The sequence below is a fragment of the Streptomyces sp. NPDC033845 genome, from assembly GCF_055576225.1.
This window is the reverse complement of record NZ_JBVIRI010000047.1, coordinates 1-15,885: the sequence shown is the minus strand read 5'-3', so window position 1 is coordinate 15,885 and position 15,885 is coordinate 1. Positions and strand designations below refer to the sequence as shown.

At 68.6% G+C, this 15,885-nt stretch carries 18 protein-coding genes and 1 pseudogene; 9 read left to right on the top strand and 10 right to left on the bottom strand.

Annotated features, from left to right (window positions below; all coding sequences use genetic code 11):
- A partial coding sequence (locus tag ACZ50K_RS36875) for a methyltransferase domain-containing protein (protein ID WP_468911689.1) occupies positions 1 to 969 on the top strand: 969 nt, incomplete at its 5' end.
- A gap of 279 nt (positions 970 to 1,248) precedes the next feature.
- Here the strand turns inward: ACZ50K_RS36875 and ACZ50K_RS36870 are convergent.
- Positions 1,249 to 1,740 (bottom strand): hypothetical protein, encoded by a 492-nt coding sequence (locus tag ACZ50K_RS36870; RefSeq protein ID WP_468911686.1) that lies wholly within the window; start codon positions 1,738 to 1,740, stop codon positions 1,249 to 1,251.
- 9 nt (positions 1,741 to 1,749) lie between these two features.
- A complete protein-coding gene (locus tag ACZ50K_RS36865; RefSeq protein WP_468911683.1) occupies positions 1,750 to 2,046 on the bottom strand; it encodes a helix-turn-helix domain-containing protein in 297 nt (98 codons plus the stop codon).
- Positions 2,047 to 2,149: 103 nt separating this feature from the next.
- Here ACZ50K_RS36865 and ACZ50K_RS36860 point away from each other — a divergent pair, with 103 nt between their 5' ends.
- Together ACZ50K_RS36860 and ACZ50K_RS36855 are read left to right on the top strand one after the other, a co-directional pair.
- Positions 2,150 to 2,518 carry a hypothetical protein gene (locus ACZ50K_RS36860; protein WP_468911680.1) on the top strand — a complete coding sequence of 123 codons (369 nt, stop codon included), beginning with the start codon at positions 2,150 to 2,152 and terminating at the stop codon, positions 2,516 to 2,518.
- An 86-nt stretch (positions 2,519 to 2,604) separates the two neighbouring features.
- Positions 2,605 to 2,748 carry a hypothetical protein gene (locus ACZ50K_RS36855; protein ID WP_468911677.1) on the top strand — a complete coding sequence of 48 codons (144 nt, stop codon included), beginning with the start codon at positions 2,605 to 2,607 and terminating at the stop codon, positions 2,746 to 2,748.
- 1,007 nt (positions 2,749 to 3,755) lie between these two features.
- Here the strand turns inward: ACZ50K_RS36855 and ACZ50K_RS36850 are convergent.
- Positions 3,756 to 4,280, bottom strand: coding sequence for an SMI1/KNR4 family protein (locus ACZ50K_RS36850; protein WP_468911674.1), 525 nt, complete (start codon positions 4,278 to 4,280; stop codon positions 3,756 to 3,758).
- Between the two features lie 18 nt (positions 4,281 to 4,298).
- Positions 4,299 to 7,106 (bottom strand): RHS repeat-associated core domain-containing protein, encoded by a 2,808-nt coding sequence (locus ACZ50K_RS36845; protein WP_468911671.1) that lies wholly within the window; start codon positions 7,104 to 7,106, stop codon positions 4,299 to 4,301.
- On the opposite strand from ACZ50K_RS36845, the gene ACZ50K_RS36840 reads away from it, so the two are divergent.
- Complete coding sequence (locus ACZ50K_RS36840) at positions 7,041 to 7,310, top strand: hypothetical protein (RefSeq protein WP_468911669.1); 270 nt, start codon at positions 7,041 to 7,043, stop codon at positions 7,308 to 7,310. The two genes, ACZ50K_RS36845 and ACZ50K_RS36840, sit on opposite strands and share 66 nt — an antisense overlap.
- Here ACZ50K_RS36840 and ACZ50K_RS36835 read toward each other — a convergent pair.
- The 3 genes from ACZ50K_RS36835 to ACZ50K_RS36825 all read right to left on the bottom strand — a co-directional run bounded on the left by ACZ50K_RS36835 (position 7,307) and on the right by ACZ50K_RS36825 (position 8,962).
- On the bottom strand, positions 7,307 to 7,588 hold the full coding sequence (locus ACZ50K_RS36835; RefSeq protein ID WP_468911666.1) for a hypothetical protein: 282 nt from the start codon (positions 7,586 to 7,588) through the stop codon (positions 7,307 to 7,309). The genes ACZ50K_RS36840 and ACZ50K_RS36835 overlap by 4 nt on opposite strands.
- Before the next feature lie 354 nt (positions 7,589 to 7,942).
- Entirely contained in the window at positions 7,943 to 8,626 is a 684-nt protein-coding gene (locus ACZ50K_RS36830) for a hypothetical protein (RefSeq protein WP_468911663.1), read from the bottom strand.
- Positions 8,627 to 8,764: 138 nt separating this feature from the next.
- Positions 8,765 to 8,962, bottom strand: coding sequence for a hypothetical protein (locus ACZ50K_RS36825; protein WP_468911661.1), 198 nt, complete (start codon positions 8,960 to 8,962; stop codon positions 8,765 to 8,767).
- A 98-nt stretch (positions 8,963 to 9,060) separates the two neighbouring features.
- Between ACZ50K_RS36825 and ACZ50K_RS36820 the strand changes: the two genes are divergently transcribed.
- Positions 9,061 to 10,713, top strand: a complete 1,653-nt coding sequence (locus ACZ50K_RS36820; RefSeq protein WP_468911658.1) for a hypothetical protein — start codon at positions 9,061 to 9,063, stop codon at positions 10,711 to 10,713.
- Positions 10,714 to 11,964: 1,251 nt separating this feature from the next.
- Here ACZ50K_RS36820 and ACZ50K_RS36815 read toward each other — a convergent pair.
- Together ACZ50K_RS36815 and ACZ50K_RS36810 are read right to left on the bottom strand one after the other, a co-directional pair.
- Positions 11,965 to 12,402, bottom strand: a complete 438-nt coding sequence (locus ACZ50K_RS36815) for a cytidine/deoxycytidylate deaminase family protein (protein ID WP_468911694.1) — start codon at positions 12,400 to 12,402, stop codon at positions 11,965 to 11,967.
- A 21-nt stretch (positions 12,403 to 12,423) separates the two neighbouring features.
- On the bottom strand, positions 12,424 to 13,557 hold the full coding sequence (locus ACZ50K_RS36810) for an IS630 family transposase (RefSeq protein ID WP_468911656.1): 1,134 nt from the start codon (positions 13,555 to 13,557) through the stop codon (positions 12,424 to 12,426).
- A 421-nt stretch (positions 13,558 to 13,978) separates the two neighbouring features.
- Here ACZ50K_RS36810 and ACZ50K_RS36805 point away from each other — a divergent pair, with 421 nt between their 5' ends.
- The 4 genes from ACZ50K_RS36805 (at position 13,979) to ACZ50K_RS36790 (ending at position 15,744) form a co-directional block, all read left to right on the top strand.
- The gene (locus ACZ50K_RS36805; protein WP_468911653.1) at positions 13,979 to 14,311 is read left to right on the top strand and encodes a transposase; all 333 of its coding nucleotides are present in this window, start codon (positions 13,979 to 13,981) and stop codon (positions 14,309 to 14,311) included.
- A 26-nt stretch (positions 14,312 to 14,337) separates the two neighbouring features.
- Positions 14,338 to 14,643 (top strand): IS3 family transposase, encoded by a 306-nt coding sequence (locus ACZ50K_RS36800; RefSeq protein WP_468911692.1) that lies wholly within the window; start codon positions 14,338 to 14,340, stop codon positions 14,641 to 14,643.
- Between the two features lie 42 nt (positions 14,644 to 14,685).
- Entirely contained in the window at positions 14,686 to 15,219 is a 534-nt protein-coding gene (locus ACZ50K_RS36795; protein WP_468911651.1) for an IS3 family transposase, read from the top strand.
- Positions 15,220 to 15,309: 90 nt separating this feature from the next.
- Positions 15,310 to 15,744, top strand: a complete 435-nt coding sequence (locus ACZ50K_RS36790) for a hypothetical protein (protein ID WP_468911648.1) — start codon at positions 15,310 to 15,312, stop codon at positions 15,742 to 15,744.
- Positions 15,745 to 15,806: 62 nt separating this feature from the next.
- On the opposite strand, the pseudogene ACZ50K_RS36785 reads toward ACZ50K_RS36790, so the two are convergent.
- Positions 15,807 to 15,885: pseudogene (locus ACZ50K_RS36785) on the bottom strand (transposase); the annotation flags it as partial.

Below are 15,885 nucleotides of genomic sequence, written 5' to 3'. Positions count from 1 at the left end.
GCCGCCTACACCGACACCACGCTCATCACCCAGTTCGACGGCGACGAACCCGACTGGACCCGGCCCTCCCCCCGGCACGGCGGGGCACCCACCTCCTCCTCCACCCTGCCGTCCCTCGTCGCACGGATGTGGGCCGACGCCGACCTCCGAGAAGGACAGCGAGTCCTGGAGATCGGGACCGGCACCGGCTACTCGACCGCGCTCGCCTGCGAACGCCTGGGCTCCCAGACGGTCACCTCTATCGAGGTCGACCCCCACCGGCTCGCACAAGCCGCAAGCGCACTCCACGCGTGCGGCTACCAACCCACCCTCGCCGTCGCGGACGGACTGTACGGGTACTGGCCCCAAGCGCCCTTCGACCGGATCGTGGCCGCCTGCTCCTTCCGCACCGTCCCCCCAGCCCTCCTCGCCCAGACCCGGCCGGGCGGAAAGATCCTGCTCACCCTGTCCGGCTGGCTCTACGGATACGCCCGCGTCCTGCTGACCGTCCACCCAGACGGCACGGCACAAGGCCGACTGCTGCCGGGAACCGTCTCCTTCATGTCCGCCCGCACCCACGCCGCCCCCGCATTCGGCAACCCCGACCACTGGGCCGCCCGTGCAGACAACGACAGCCGCCCCGCCGCGCACTCGCCGCAGCGGATCACCGCGGCGACCGAGGAAGCATTCCACCTGCGCTTCCTCGCTCAGACCGCCGTACCCGACGCCCAAATGACCTGGCTCGGGAAGAGGCTGCTCCTAGCCGACACCGTCACCGGTTCCGCGAGCCTCCTCACCCCGCAAGACGAAGGAGGCTGGGAGGTACGCGAGGGCGGACCAGTACGGCTGTGGGAGCGCGTCGAGAACCTACTCACCGCCTACGACCAGGCAGGCCGACCCGACCCGCAGACGTTCACCCTGCACGCAGGTGACGGCGGCCAGCACCTACAACACCCGCACATTCCCACCCTGCCCCTACCCAAGCCCTGACCGACAGGCCGGGTGCAGCGGGCAGCCGGCAGCCGGGACCACCGCCCCGGTCTCCCCGGTGGGGTTGAGGACTCACGGACGCTTGGGGGCCGCCGCTCGGTAGGCGCGTGCTGAGACGACGGGGCCGCTCCCATACCCGGGGACCTCACGCCCACCCCTACGGGCAAAAGGGGTCCGAAGAGCACCGACCACATCCACCCGGAGGCACGCCAAGCACCTGTAGAGGCCGACCGGGACCGACTCTTGCGGGCAAGTTCCCGAATGCCGCGCCCCCTTCCGTCAGCCGGGCACCGCGTCACCGCGGTCGGCCGGCCCCGGCATGGCCTCGATCTCCCGGAACGCGCTCCACAGGGCCAGCCGGGCAGCGCCCACGAGGACGGCGAGGACGCCCGCCTGTGGCAGCAGCCAGGCCAGCACCGGGCCGGCTGGGAGCGTCCCGGCTAGGACCAGCAGGACCGCTCCCAGCAGCAGGGCCACCACCACGGTCCCCGGCACCGGCGGTCGGGCCGGCCGGAGGCCGGTCATCCTCTCCAGCGCCTCCGCCTGCCGCAGCCGGTACTCCGCCTCGCTCAGCTCCACCGCCGACCAGTCCCAGAACACCTGCCCCCGAAGGCGCGGCCACTGCCCCACCACCTTCTCCAACACCCCCGGCAGCAGCTCCTCGGGGCGGGCGTCGTGGGCAGGGCCGCGGACCTCGGTGAGGCTCGCGTACCGTGCGCCGTCTTCAAAGGTGAGGGTCCACGACCAGTACGACACCGGGTTCTCGTCCACAGGGTTCTCCTACGAGGTGATGACGGTCTGGAGGCTGCCGACGGTGGCCGCGCGGCGGTGGGCCGGCAGGCGCTTCACCGCATGGCCGACCCCGCAGAACAGGTCCGGGACCGGGATCCCGTAGTGAACGGCGAGGCGGTCGACGTCGGCCAGCGTCCACGAGGAGCCGCCGGGCGCGCCGGACTGCTTGCGGGAGACCTGGCCCTGACTCAGGCCCAGCCCCCGGGCGCGGTCGGCCTGGCCCTCCCCCGTGGCGTACATCAACGCGGCCACCGTGAGCCGGAGCAGAGCCTCTGAACTGGGCATATGGGCAAATCCCATCAGGGATGCACTGGTCGCGTCCAGGCTATCGGGGTCGGATTCAGCAGCAGGGGCTCATCCCCGAGGCCGGAACCGAAAGGATGACGGTATGGGACACACCACGGTCACCGCCATCCGGCCCGACCAGCTCACCCGGATCGACCAGCTGGTCGCCGAGCAGCAGTCCGCCGAGCTGCGTTGGAAGGCCGCCGCCGAACGGGAAGCCCGGGTGCTCGACCTCCGGGGCCCGGAACTGCGGGAGGAGCGGGCCCGGATCCGCGGGGAGCGGGAGCAGCTTCGGGAAGACGGCACGCACCGGGTGAGCCGCCGGTGGGCGCTCGCCCCCGCTCTGCGGACGGCGCTCGAACTACGGGGGCTGCTGCCGGACCCGGACCCAGTCCCCGACGGGGTCCAGCAGGGTGGACAGCTCCTCGACGGGACCGGACCAAACGGCGGGACCGAGTTGACGGGCCGGTAGCGCCTGACCCTCCCGGACGTCGCGGCGGTGCCGCAGCGGCGCGGGGTCTACTGGACGAGCCTCCCTCACCTGGCGGTACTGCAGGAGTGGGGGGCCGGTGGGGGCCGGACGGGGTCCATCGGCAGGCCGCCCAGCCCGAGGCCCTCGCCGAACGCGCCGCGGCCGCCGCTCAGCTCACCACCACCGGGAAAGTGCTGCGGGCCGCCCGCCAGCACCCCCTGAACCGGTAGCAGGGGTCGTCCTCGTGTTCCGGCCCGGAGGATGAACCGCGTGCTGTGGCCAGCCGGGGCTGCATGGCGCGGTCCGGGCGCCCACGCCATGGCTCTGAGCGTTCGGCAGCGGTCACGAGTCGTCATCTCCGAAGCGCACGCGGCTGTTACTCATTGTCTACTGCATGTCCAGTGATCATCACCTAGGCGTGTGCGGCGCTGTCGCGACGGAAACCTCGTGGATGCCCATGTGATTCCGGTGTTTGCCCGGTCCGGCCAGCAGGTGCCCGTGGGGCAACCCGCCGCCGATCAGATCAACGGGGGAGCAAGAGATGCAACAACATCCCAGACACATGCGGTCTGCGGGCAGGCCCTTGATGAGCACCTTGCCCGCCGGTCCGTCCGTCCATAGCAGCGCCGCGACCCCCGACCTGTCCCCCCGGCCCCACATCCACGCACCGCGACGGCCCCAGTCGCTCCTGAACCGCCTGCAGGGCCGCCTCGGTAGCTCCTGCGCTCGGTTCGACGACAGTCCATGTGTTGGGTCCGCGCCCCTGGGGCCGCTCAGGGTGCTGGAGTTCCAGGCCACGTTCATGGTGTTCGACTTGACGACGAGGCCCAGCTCGGTACTTCCCCCCGCGTTGGCCGTCACAGCGCCGCGTACCTGGGGGGCTCCTGCTTCCAGGCGGACCTGGTATGCCGGGCCGCAATGTCGCACTCACTTCCCCGGAAGACGTTATGGGCGGGCCCACCGCTGGTCCGCGAGAATCCGTTCTGGACCAGCGCCTGGTGGGCGGGCGGCTCCGAACGGGTCGATGACCGGGACGGCGACCGCCATCCGACGCCCGCTGATGCTGAGCCAGCTCACGACCTCGGGCATCGTGGTGGGGGCGCTGCCCGCGATGGGCGGGGCGTCGGACCGGGGTGACTGAGGGGCCCCGGCGCCGCTGCCGCGGGCGTCCGCACCCCATGCCAGCAGCTGACTCCCACTCCTGGAGGGGGCGTCCCCCTTGGTCGGTTCCGACTACTCAGCGCGAGGAATGGAACTGGACTCTACCGACCCCAAAAATACTGACGCCCGTTGGATTTTGTCCAAAATCGCCACCAAACAGACGGTATAGAAATTCCGACATATTGATGTCGTAGATGACCCACTCGCCACCATGAACATAGACCGCAACAGGCCACTCATCTGGATCGTCACCAGCCGTCACCCAACACAGAACATCAGCCTCGACCGTCTCCCCCCAGACCAGCAGATCCTTTGGATCGTACAGCTCTGCACATAGTGGATCCGCCCATTCGTTCAACTCGTCGAGCGACCGAACTTCTTCCGGAATTCGGGCGACCCTCCTGACGTACGGATCGGGATTGACCGCCGGAGCGAAAATCGAGAGTGAGCCACCAACCTCGCCTGCACCCCACCGAGAAATGAATTCAACATAATCAGACGGAAAAATCAATCCGTAGGCGGACTGGATCTGCTCCCAGTTGATTTCCATGGCATTCGAGCAACCAATAAGCATCGAACCCAGGCCTTCAATTGCACTCACGGAACTACATCTCCACCCTCATCGAAGGAAGTCATGCCCCCGGGTAGGGACGGGCGCACCGCCACTCGAGACCCTTCCCAGCTCATGCCAACTCCGCGTAGACGGGCCATAGAATTCGTTCGGAATTTCATCATCGAACAAATGTACAGAAGTGCCGTCGTGCCTCCAACCTTTCCCTTGCATCTTGAATGCATAAGGCACAGTGCGAGGCCCATCATACATCGGAGTCACCTTATAGTGAACTACTTGACGTTCGTTCTGTATGGCCCTGCGCACCTTCGCTTCGTATGTCAGCATGTTGGGCTTGATACTGGGGGCGCCTTCCAGGGACCAGGCATTGGACTGCCTGCTACAGGTAGCCAGATTTTCGGGGCGCGCATCGCCACTGAGTTTGTCCCCCAACAAATGGCAAGCATTTATCGCATACCCGGGCTTCCTCACCCCAAAGTCCTCTACGTGATTCCGGGCCCATCCGTATCCTGGGGGATCGAACTTTCTGTCCTTCGCAGGCTCCCCTTCATTCGCCGAGAGGAAACTTGAATCCAAGCATGCCTCAACGCCCGTGGCACGGTATCCATAGCGACTATCAGATGCCCCCCAGTACCTCCATCCAGCACCGTTGACTCGGCAGTCCCCACGACCCTCCTGCCCACCCCCAGCACCAGGTGCAGCACCGGGCGCGGGGTGATTCTGCGGAGCCTGTTCGGGAATCATGGTGTGGTCGCCGCCCTGTAGCATTTCAAGTAGGTTGCCGCCGCCATTGATCATGTCGACAACTGCCTTGGGATCCCATCCGCTTCCCTTGCCCGGGTCCCAGGAGGGCTTGGGAATCCACCTCGGTGCCGGAGCGGGGTTGCGCCCCTTATTCACGTTCTGGATCACCCTCGGCTTCGGCGGACGCGTGGTGCGCGGGATGATTCCGCGAGGCCCCGCACTAATCCGGCTGCAACCGCGTGTGCACGCCGAATACCTGCCGGATCCTCGTCCGGAGACGCTCTGCGTCACTCGTCCGACGCCGCTTCCGTTGCCTCGCGCAGTCGTTTTGGAGGTGGTGGTCCCGGTAGTGCGGTAGGGAGTGTAGGCGTAGTTGAGGGAGGCATCGTAGCTGTAGGAGCTGGATGAACTGGAGGATTCCGCTCGTGACCATTTGTCATGGACCATGGCGCCGCCTCCGACTGAGACGATTCCAAGGGTCCACCACCCAAGGGTCTGGCCCGTGATGCCCAGGCCGCCGAAGACCAGCGCTGCCCAGTGGCCGGTGGGGTCGATGCCGTTGAGGGGGCTGGCGTTGGCGTAGGTGTAGCGGTTGGCCTGCGCGGAGGGGGTGGGGTCGAGTTGCCAGGTGTCGCGGCTGGTGAAGCTGCCGATGCCGGGCTGGTACCAGCGGGCGGCCATGTTGATCTCGCCGGTGGTGGTGTCGGTCCAGCCTGACTGGTAGCCGGCGGCGGGGTTGGTGCCGGTGGAGGCGGTGGTCTTGCCAAAGGGGTCGTAGGCGCGGGAAGCGGCGACGGTGGTTCCGTCGGGGCTGAGGCCGGCGACGAGGTCGGTGTGGCGGTCGGTGACGGCCAGGGTGGCGGTTCCGGTGGTAGGGGCGGAGGCCAGCAGGGTGCCGCCGGGTGTCCTGGTGTAGCGGTTGGTGGGGTCGGTGACCGTGTTGTTGGAGCCGCCGTCGTAGGTGAAGGCGTTGCCGTTGTGGGTCATGACACGGTCGAGGGAGTCGTAGGTGAAGGTGCTGGCCCCGTTGGTGATGGTGCGTTCGAAGGCGTCGGACTGGATCTGGCGGCTGGTGGATCCGGTGGTGACGGTCTTCTCGGTGCCGCGGGCGGTGTAGGCGTAGGTGTCGGCGCCCCAGGTCTCCAGGCGGTTGCGGGAGTCGTAGGTGGCGTTGGTGGCGCCCTGGCGGGTGAGGTTGCCTGCGTCGTCCCATTCGTAGGTGGCCAGGGTGGAGCCCCGGGTCCAGCTCTCCAGGCGGCCCGCACGGTCGTAGGTGTAGGTGTTGGCGGTGGCGCCCGCGGTGCCGGTGGTGGTCTTCTTGGTGAGCCGGTCGGAGGTGTCGTATTCGTAGGCGATGCCTTGGACGGCGCTGCCGGCGGTGGTGGTGACGGTGTCGCCGGCCAGGCGGCCGAGGTCGTCGTAGCCGTAGGCGCGTTTGGCTGTGGTCTTGTACTGGCCTGCGTCGAGGCGGGTGTAGCGGTCTTCGGTGGGGCGGCCGGCCGCGTCGTAGTCGGACTGGATGCGGGTGGCGGTGAGCGGGTCGGTGGTGGTGTCGAGGCGGCCGGCGGTGTCGTAGGTGTAGGCGGTGGTGCCGGCAGCGTCCTTGCGGGAGGTCATCATGCCGTCGGCGTCGTAGCTGTACTCGGATGATCCGCCGGGGCCGGTGGCGGTGAGGAGCTGGCCGCGGTCGTTGTGGGTGTAGGTGTTGTCGTGCAGGAGGCCGGAGCCGCCGGCCTTGGTCATGCGGCCGGCGAGGTCGTATCCGAGGGTGCGGGGGCGGGTGGCGACGGCGGTGCCGGTGCCGGTCTCCCCGGTCATGCGGCCCAGGCCGTCGTAGGTGCGCTCGCGCTGGACGCCGCCGGGCAGGAGTTCGGAGACGGGCTGCCCGGCTGCGTCGTAGATGGTGGTCCAGGTGCGGACGTCGGCTGTCCAGTGCTGTGTGGTGGCCGGCTCGATGGTGGACTCGGGCAGTCCCCACGTGTTGAAGGTGTAGTGGGTGGCCTTGCCGCGGCCGTCGGTGAAGCGCGTCCGGTTGCCGGCCGCGTCGTGGCCGAAGGTGGTGCTGATGGTTTCGCCCGGATCGCCCGCCGGACCGGGTTCGCGCTGATCCACCAGACCGACCAGGAGCACACCGACTACACGGACGGCGACTTCACCCACCTCACCTACCGGCTCGCCTGGGGTGAGCCCCCGGCCCGGTACTGGCTGGTGAAGGACGAGGTGGACCGTCGGGTGGGCATCCTGACCGCGAAGTACGCCGAGATCGGCATGGGCCGCGCCGGGCGCGAACACGCCATCGACTTCGCCGCCGCCTAGCGGCGGGCCCGCTGCCACCACCGGCGCTGCCGGACCGGTGCGGCGGGCAGGTTCAGCGGCCTGGGCGGCGGCGCGATCCGGTCCGGGTCGAGGCCGACCCTGGCGGGGTGGACGCAGGCCGGGGTGCCGTCGGCGGTGTACCGGTGGCCGTCGGCCGGGTTGAACGGACACTCCCAGCTCGGCCGGCTGTAGACCACGAACGCCTCGCGGGGCAGCCGGTGGGCGGGGCAGATCTCGCACGCCGGATGGTCGGGGTCCGTCACGAACGGCGTCGTCATGACGGGACGGTAGCGCAAGCCTCCTCCCGGCCGCAGGCACCTGCCGGGCCTGTAGGAGGCGGTGCTCGGTCCCGCAGGTGAGGTCCAGCACGACCGCCGGCGCCTGGGCTGCTGAGGACGGCAGGGTCCTCAATCGTCGATAAGAGCCGCCCGAGTACGGCCGCGGGCGTGCGGGGGGGTGCGGGCGTGCCGGCCGCCGAGCCTTGGGCACGGGTGTACAAAGCCCTCACCCAGTACGCACGGAGAGCAGGGGCCTCTCCCGCCGGGCCGATGCCCTCCGGAGAGGGGGTCGCCCCTCGCCGGTCCTCCTGTTTCTCGGCCGGGGTGGACGGCCGGGGCTGTCCAGGGCGCGTCTCAGCCGCGGGCGGCGTCGAAGGCTTGCTGGAACCGGCTCGTGAAGTCCTCGAAGACCCGGCGCGGCGGCAGGCTCTTGTACTGGGTGATGACACCACCGGTCCGAACGAACGTGACAGTCCGGCCGGTGTCCTTCAAATCGGTCGGCAGGTCGGGAATCTGGCCAGCGGACCGCAGCTCCGACGGCGGTGCCAGAACGCGGTAGGCCAGCGCCTCCTCCCCCACCGGATACGCGGGCGGGACCTCCTTCACCCCGAATCCGTAGTAGATCTCCGCGTACAGGGCGTTGTAGGCGGCGCATCCCGGCAGTGCCGCCCGCAGCTCCTCCATCACCGTCACCGCGACATCGGGGGCGTAGCTGTAGGACTCCACCTCGTACTGGGGCTGGTCCCTGTCCATCAGGATGACCAGGGTCGAGGCCTCTGGGGCGCGTTCGTGTGACAGCAGTGCGGCGCTCATGTCGCCGCACAGGAGGTCGGGATTCGGCCCCAGGGTGAGATCGGGATATGCCAACTCCACGCGGAACCCCGGGACTTCCTTGCCGCGCGGCAGGATCTTCATCATCCGCGCCATGTCCAGGGTCCCGTCCCCTTCGACGTTGCTGTCGCCCCTGAGCAGGACGATGCCTCCGGCGGCCAGCACGACGACCGGAAGCAGGACGGAAAGCAGCGGACGGCAGCGCACGGGGCCTCCTCGTCAAACGGGTTCCGCCCATACTGCCGTGTCGCCCTCCGCCCCGGGAGCGCCGGGTGGGGCAGGGCGGACGCGGCTGCCGACAGGCCGGGCGCGGGTTCCGGCGCTCAGCCGGGGCTGCGGGTCCGGTCAGCCGGCTTGCCAGAGCTGCTCCAGTTCCCGGCCGGTGCGGGTGTTCGCGTGGGCGCGGGCGGCGAGCCGGGCGGTATGGGTGTTCAGGAGGTCGGGGTCGTGGGTGAGGTGGTCTTCGACGACCGCCCCGCCGGGTCGGCCGTCGGGCTGGGGGATCTCGACGACTCTGTGGTCGGTCCGGCCGGTGATCAGCACGGCCAGGAGGGCCAGGTACTCGCGCTGGAGGTCCGGTCGGGGCGACGCGCTGGCCCCCGGTGGGAAGCTGGAGGGAGGTATCGGGACAGGGAGACTTCATGGCCATCGATTGGGCGGGGATCGGACAACCAGCGTTCGAGCGGGCGGTAGAGGCGCTGGTGCACCGGCTCTACTCCGAGGCCGCGTCGGTCAAGGTGATGGACGGCCGCGGTGGTGACGGCGGCATCGACATCCTCGTCGATCATGGCAGCCGAATCCGGATCTTCCAGCTGAAGTACTTCCCCGACAGCCTCGTCGGCAGGGGACGCCGCCCGGGCATCAAGAATTCCTTCAAGCGGGCCCAGCAGCACGGTCCGTATGAGTGGGTGCTGGTGGTGCCCTGCCGTCTGACTCCACCGGAGTGGACGTTCGTCGAAGGCCTGGGAGGCGACGCGCAGCATCCACGGATCCGCGTGCTCGCCCGTCCGGCCCTGGACAGCCTGTTCGCCGCGCACGCGGACCTGGAGGCGTCGATCAACCGTGACGCGTTCAAGGAGAACGCCGTCATCTTCAACCGCGAGCGCGACAGCCTCCTGGGCGGTCCGGCAGACCTCCACGAGCGGGTCCACGCGCTCGGAACGGTCGCCGACGCGGTCGACCTGCACTGGGGAGTCGACTTCGAGCGGCGAGGGAACACCGTCGTCCAGACCCTGCGCGCCAAGCACCCCCGTGCGCAGGAAGCAAGCCCGATCATGGTCACGGTGGAGGCTGACCGGGCGTCCTTGAGCCCCGACCTGGAAGCGCGTCTTCAGCGGTGGGCCGGATTCGGGGTGCCCGAGAAGATCGTGCTGCCTGCCGAGGCGGTGCGGAAACTGACGGTCGACGGGCCGCAGTGGCTGCGCCAGACGAACGAGCGCGTGCAGGTGTCCTGGGAGCCGGCCGGACCGCCCGGCCAGGCCGGAAGGCCCGCGGAGGTGGAGGTCTTCGACACAGCCGGCCGCCACCAGTTGTCGGTGTCCGGAACCGTGCGCAACTGGTCGGCCGGGACCGTGGGCATGGCGCTGACGGTAGGGCTCCACGGCAGCACGATGGAGATCCTCAGCCCGCAGGACCCCCAGCAGCCTGCCCGCCTGGGTTTCTCCTTCGACCTTGTCGGCTGCCCCGTCCCCGACGCCCTGATCGTCGCAACCATGAACGAGCTCCTCCTCAGGGGAAGCCGTCTGCGCATCGCAGTCGACGGAGTCTTCGTCGGTGAGGCCGCCGTCCCGCCGGCCGCGGACACCGACCTGGCCTCCGCGGCCTTCCTACGGCTCTACCTCGAAGACCTCGACGCCGTGCAGCGGGGCTGCCGCCAGACCTTCCCCCTGCCCACCGGCATCTCCCCCGCCGACCGGATCGTGCTGCGGTACGCCCGCCTCCTGCTGGACGGGCACGTCGTCGCCGCCCCCTACCCGATACCGCTGCCGATGTCGCTCCACGACGAGGACGACCCGAGGGACCGTGCGATCCGCGCCGGCGAGCCCGGAGCGATCTTCATCCGCCGGGACGACTACGAAGTCCCCTTCGCCGGACGACAGCTCCGGCTCGGCACGGTCAGCGCATACCACCCGGAAGTCGCCCTCGACCTCGACGCCCCACCCTCAGGCGGCACGTCAGCCGTGCTCCGCCCGGTACGGGGCGAACGGTTCCGGTTCCGCCTCGCCACCAGCAGCCAAACCGACCACTACACAACCCATCCGTACGGACTCGACGGATTCACCGAGCCGCCATAGAACCACCTGCCGGACGGACGCGGCCGGTTCCGGCGTACCAGCGACTTCACACAGACATGCCAACGGATGGCCGCCCTCAGGTGTGGGGGGGCGTGAAGGAGAGGCACTGGCGGCGTCCCGGCCACTGCGGACCCAGGACCGGCCCCGGGTCGGGCCCCGGCGGCCGGGCGGGCTCCCGCCGTCCCGCCCGCGCACCCCCCCGGCCCGCCCTCGGGCTCGCCCGGGGCCCCCGGCGAGGTCGGCCTAGTGGGGCCACAGGCCGGCCTGCGTTGCGGCGGTACGCCGCCTGCCGGCAGGCCGCGTCGCAGAACACCGAATCGGCAGCGAGCGACCGGGCCACCGCCCCCGCCCGACACGCCCCAGCGGCCAAGCACCGTCCGAAGGCCAGGCAGAAGGCCAAGTCGAAGGCCTCGCGCCCGGGCCCGGTGCGGCGGGCGCCTTCCCGGCCGGCTGTACCGCGGCCCCGCCCGGTCGACATGGCGCAGCTGTGCCGGGACTCCCACGGGGTCACCGGGCCGGCGGTCAGCAGGCTGTGCCACGGCACCTACGGCCGGTAGCCCGGCTGACGGCCGGCCGCCACGACCGGCGGGGCCGGGGCGCCGTGTCAGGCTCCCCGATCAATTCGAACATGCACTCCATTGGAGGGGAGATCGACCGAGGAGTAGCGCCATGACCTCCCCCACCGCCCCGGCCCCCGCGCCCGCCACCTCCCGTCCCGAGGTCGCCACCTGGGCACCGTCCCGGACCGGACCGTGCTGCCGGTGCCACCTTCTCTGCATCAGCGGCTGGTGTAGGACGACCCATGCGGTATTCCTGCCTCGCCGCTGACGAGATTTCTGGGGCCTGGCATGACGTGCACCATGACGCAGACCCGAAAGGCCGATGGCGCGTAAGCCGCCCGGCGCCATCCGTGCTCAGCGATGGCCAGCCCGCATTGATGCTGCCCCTGTCCGCCAGGTTCCGGGCGTTCCTCGCCGAACCCGGGCAGCCATCGATCAGATCGAAGCTCGGTATCTCTGGCAGGGCGCTGTCGCCGAGGCCCTGCACCAATACGAGCGGTTCCTCCGCCAGCCCGGCCGGTATCTCTATCTGCCCTGGGACGACTGCCCCTGCTGCGATCCAACAGATGCTCGTGACGTCCTCGCAGACGCGCTCCGGCGACTGGCGCCTGCCGCCCGGGCAGGACTCCTCAAGATCGTCATCCCGCTAGTGCCGTAGCAGGCAACGTTCGCCCTGTAGCCGCCTGGGGCGTCAGCTCGTGCTGAGTGGTGCGCTCTCCTCAGCGTCGAGCTGGTGGTCCGCCCAGACGTAGCTTTCGGGAAGTAGGTCGGTGACGGGTACCGTTCGGAGGCTGTCGTTTGTCACGACGATGACCTTGAGGGCTGGGAAGTAGTCAAGAAGGGCCTGGCGGCAGCGGCCGCATGGGGGCACGACGCCTCGGTCGCGGTCACCCACGGCGACGATGGTGTCCAGGTCATAGGCGCCCTGGGCGGCAGCGCTGCCGATCAGGACCAGCTCCGCGCAGGGGCCTCCGGTGAAGTGATATGCGTTCACCGCGGTGATGATCCGGCCGTCTCGGGCGCGGGCCGCAGCCGCCATGGTGTGGTTGTCGCCCCGGCAGCGTGTGGCTGCGACGTGTGCCGCTGCCTGGATCAGTTCGTGGTCGACACGGTCAGTCTGTGTGGTCATCTTCTCTGCCTTCATGCGGTGTCAGGCGACGTTGGCCCTGTCGACGACGGAGCATAGGCGCCGGTCGTCGGCGTGGCGGTTTCGCCAGATGATGTAGCGGCGGATCATGCTGCCCTGTTCCTTGTGGCTGGCGCGGTCGGTGCCGTCGAGGGTGAAGTAGCGCAGGGCGGTGAACTGGGCTTCGATGCGGTTGAGCCAGGAGCTGTTGGTCGGGGTGTAGGCGATCTCGACGTTGTTCGCCGCGGCCCAGGTGCCGACCCGCCGGCACCTCTTCGTGGTCAGGTGCGGGGAGAAGTTGTCACAGACGATCGCGATACGGACCTCGGGCGGGTAGAGGGTTCGCAGGTAGCGGCAGAACTCCAGGAACTGGGTGCGCTTCTTGACCGGCTTGATAAGGCCGTAGAGCTTGTCTTTGGCCAGGTCGAGTGCGGCGAACAGGTGCCGTACTCCGCCGTAGCGGTTGTAGGTCGCCCGCCGCCTGCGTCGTGGTTCGCGGTCGGGGTCCTTGTGTTTGCCGCCTCGTTCGGCCCACTGCCGACCCGGGTGGGGCATCAGGTTGAGCGGCCCGAACTCGTCCATGCAGAAGACGACTTCGGGCTCGCCCTCCTCGAGTATGACCTCGCCGTCGGCGATCGCGTAGAGGTGTTCGACGCGGGCCTTCTTGGCCGCGTAGTCGGGGTCTCGGGAGGTCTTCCAGGTCTTCAGGCGTTGAAAGGAGACGCCTTCCTCGCGGAGCAGGATGCGCAGGCCCTCGTGGCTAATGTCGTCGACCACCCCCTCGGCGACCAGGAAGTCCGCCAGCTTGGTCAGGCTCCAAGTCGAAAACGGCAGGTCATGTTCGGTCGGCTTGGACTTCGCGATCTTCTTGATCTCGCGCCGCTCGGGCAGGGTGAATGTCCTGGGCCGGCCGCCCTTGTACTTCGGATACAGGGAGTCGAAGCCGTCGGCGTTGAAGTTGTGGATCACATCCCGGACCCGGTCCACGCTGGTGACCGTCACCTCGGCGATCTTCGCCACCGGCATGCCCTGGGCGGACAGCAGGACCATCTGGGCCCGCCGCCAGGTCACTACCGACCCGGTTCCCCGGCGGATGATCCGAAGCAGCCGTCTGCCTTCGTCATCGTCGATCTCGCGTACACGTACTCGTTCTGCCACCCGGACAGGGTGACGGCCACGCGCCGCCCGGCACAGCACCGGGACGGCGCGTTCACATCACAACAGGGCAAACGTTGCCTGCTACGGCACTAGATAGGGAGTTCCTTCGTCGCACCCTGCCCGACCCCGTGGCCACGTCTGTCAGTTCATGGCATGCCGAAGCGTGGTGGCGGCAGAGAATCCGGGAGAGATGACTCGTGTTCTGACACCAGGCAGCGTCCTGCTCAGCTGGGATGAGACAGACATCATCGAGCGGGCGCTCTTCATCGCCATCCACCACCGACGCCCCTCTGCAGAGACCGATCCTTCCCCGAACACGTGCAGACTCCTATTCAACGAGATCCGTGACGTCAGAGCGGTGGAACTGTCTGTCCCTCCCCTCGTAGCGTGGAGTCCGTGATTGCAGGGGAAGTTGGGATTCATGGGGTCCAAGCAACGGACGTACACGCCTGAGTTTCGTGAGGGTGCTGTACGCATAGTGATCGAGACGGGCAGGCCGATCCCGAAGGTCGCCGAGGAGCTCGGTGTGCACTCCGGCACGCTGCACAGCTGGGTGTCGCGGTGGCGGTGCAACGGGTCGGCGTCGTCCGACCGGCCGGCCGAGCCCGCGCCGCCGGGCGGCCGGCTGCGCGAAGCCGAGCGCGTCGAGCTGGAACGGCTGCGGCGGGAGATGTCGGAGAAGAACAAGCGGATACGTGAACTTGAGATGGAGCATGATGTCCTCAAGCGATGCATGGTCCTCTGGGTGAAGTGACCGGGACGGACCCGGCCGCCTTGGCCGTGTTCATCGGTAACCAGAGGACCGAGCATCGCGTCCCGCACCGTCTGGCCTGCCAGGTTCTGGGGGTGTCGGAGTCCCGGTTCTACAAGTGGGGCGACAAGCCCGCCACCGCGCGTGAGGTCCGGCGGGGGCGGCTGGCCGATGCGATCATGGGGATCTTCGAGGCCTCCGGTGGCACCTACGGTTCCCCGAAGGTCTGGGTTCTGCTCATCCGTGTGGGCTGGCGGGTCTCGGTGAACACCGTGGCCCGCCTGATGGCCGAGCTCGCCTTGGCCGGACGGAAGGTCCGCCATCGGCGGGGCTGACCCGGGCCGGTAAACGGCCGGCGGCCCCTGACTTCGTGCGCGGTGACTTCACCGCGGACGCTCCGGACCAAGGTGTGGTGCGGCGACATGACCGAGATCACCACCGGCGAGGGCAAGCTCTACCTCGCCACCGTCATCGACCTGTTCTCACGCCGGCTGCTCGGCTACGCAATGGGCGCCCGTCACGACGCCGAGCTGGTCGTGGCGTCCATGAACATGGCCGCTGCCACCCGCGGCGGTGACGTGAAAGGCGTGATCTTCCACAGCGACAGGGGCAGCGAATACGGGTCCGGGCGCTTTCGCCGGGCCTGTCGCCGCCTGGGCGTGACCCAGTCCATGGGCCGCGTCGGGTCATGCTTCGACAACGCCGTCAGCGAGGCGTTCAACAGCGTGCTCAAGGTCGAGTACGTCCACCGGCACACCTTCACCAACCGCACCGAGGCCCGGCTGAAGGTCGCCACCTGGATCACCGGCTTCTACAACACGCACCGACTACACAGCCTGTGTGGGTATCAAAGTCCGATCGACTACGAGCACGACCACCGGACCAACTCGGCCTTGGAACTGGCCGCTTAGAAACTCTCCACAATCCGAGGGGATTGACAGTCTCCGGCATCAGAACATCCACGGCCGGCTGCTGATGGAGTCCGGGTGCGGCGCGGACGGGTGAGCCGCGTTCTGATGCCGGAGAGTGCTTGGCCCACCGCCCGGTCGGCTCTCCTGCTGGCCTGTTTCGACGACAGCTTGTGCGAGCACGACTTCCAGACCATCGTGGGTTGGCCGCGCAACGCCTTCCACGCTCTCGCCGCAGAGTACGAGGCCATGGATGTGGAGGGCATCCGAGCCGGGCTATTTCGTGCCCGCGCGATGGAGGACGGTGTCCGACACCGCAAGCTGTTGACCTTCGCACTTGACCACATGGGCATAGAACCGTCCCGAAAGGACGTCGACGCGGTGGAGCGAAGCCTTTCCGCGGTATCCAGCGCTGGCGGTCCGGAGGCTTTGACTGATCTGCTCGCCAGAACTCGGGCCAAGACAGCGCCAGCCAGACGAACCCGGGACGCAAAGTCTCGTCGTCGCGTTCAACGGGTGGTCCAGTGAACGCCGTGACGTAGCCAGCCCCCGCACGGCCCCCAGTGGGTGCAGTTACTGACTTCAGCTCGTCAGGGTGACGCTGGGTCGTGGAGGGTCAGGCCGGTGCCGGCTATGAACCCGTCGAGGGTGTCGGGCCGGTACTGGGGG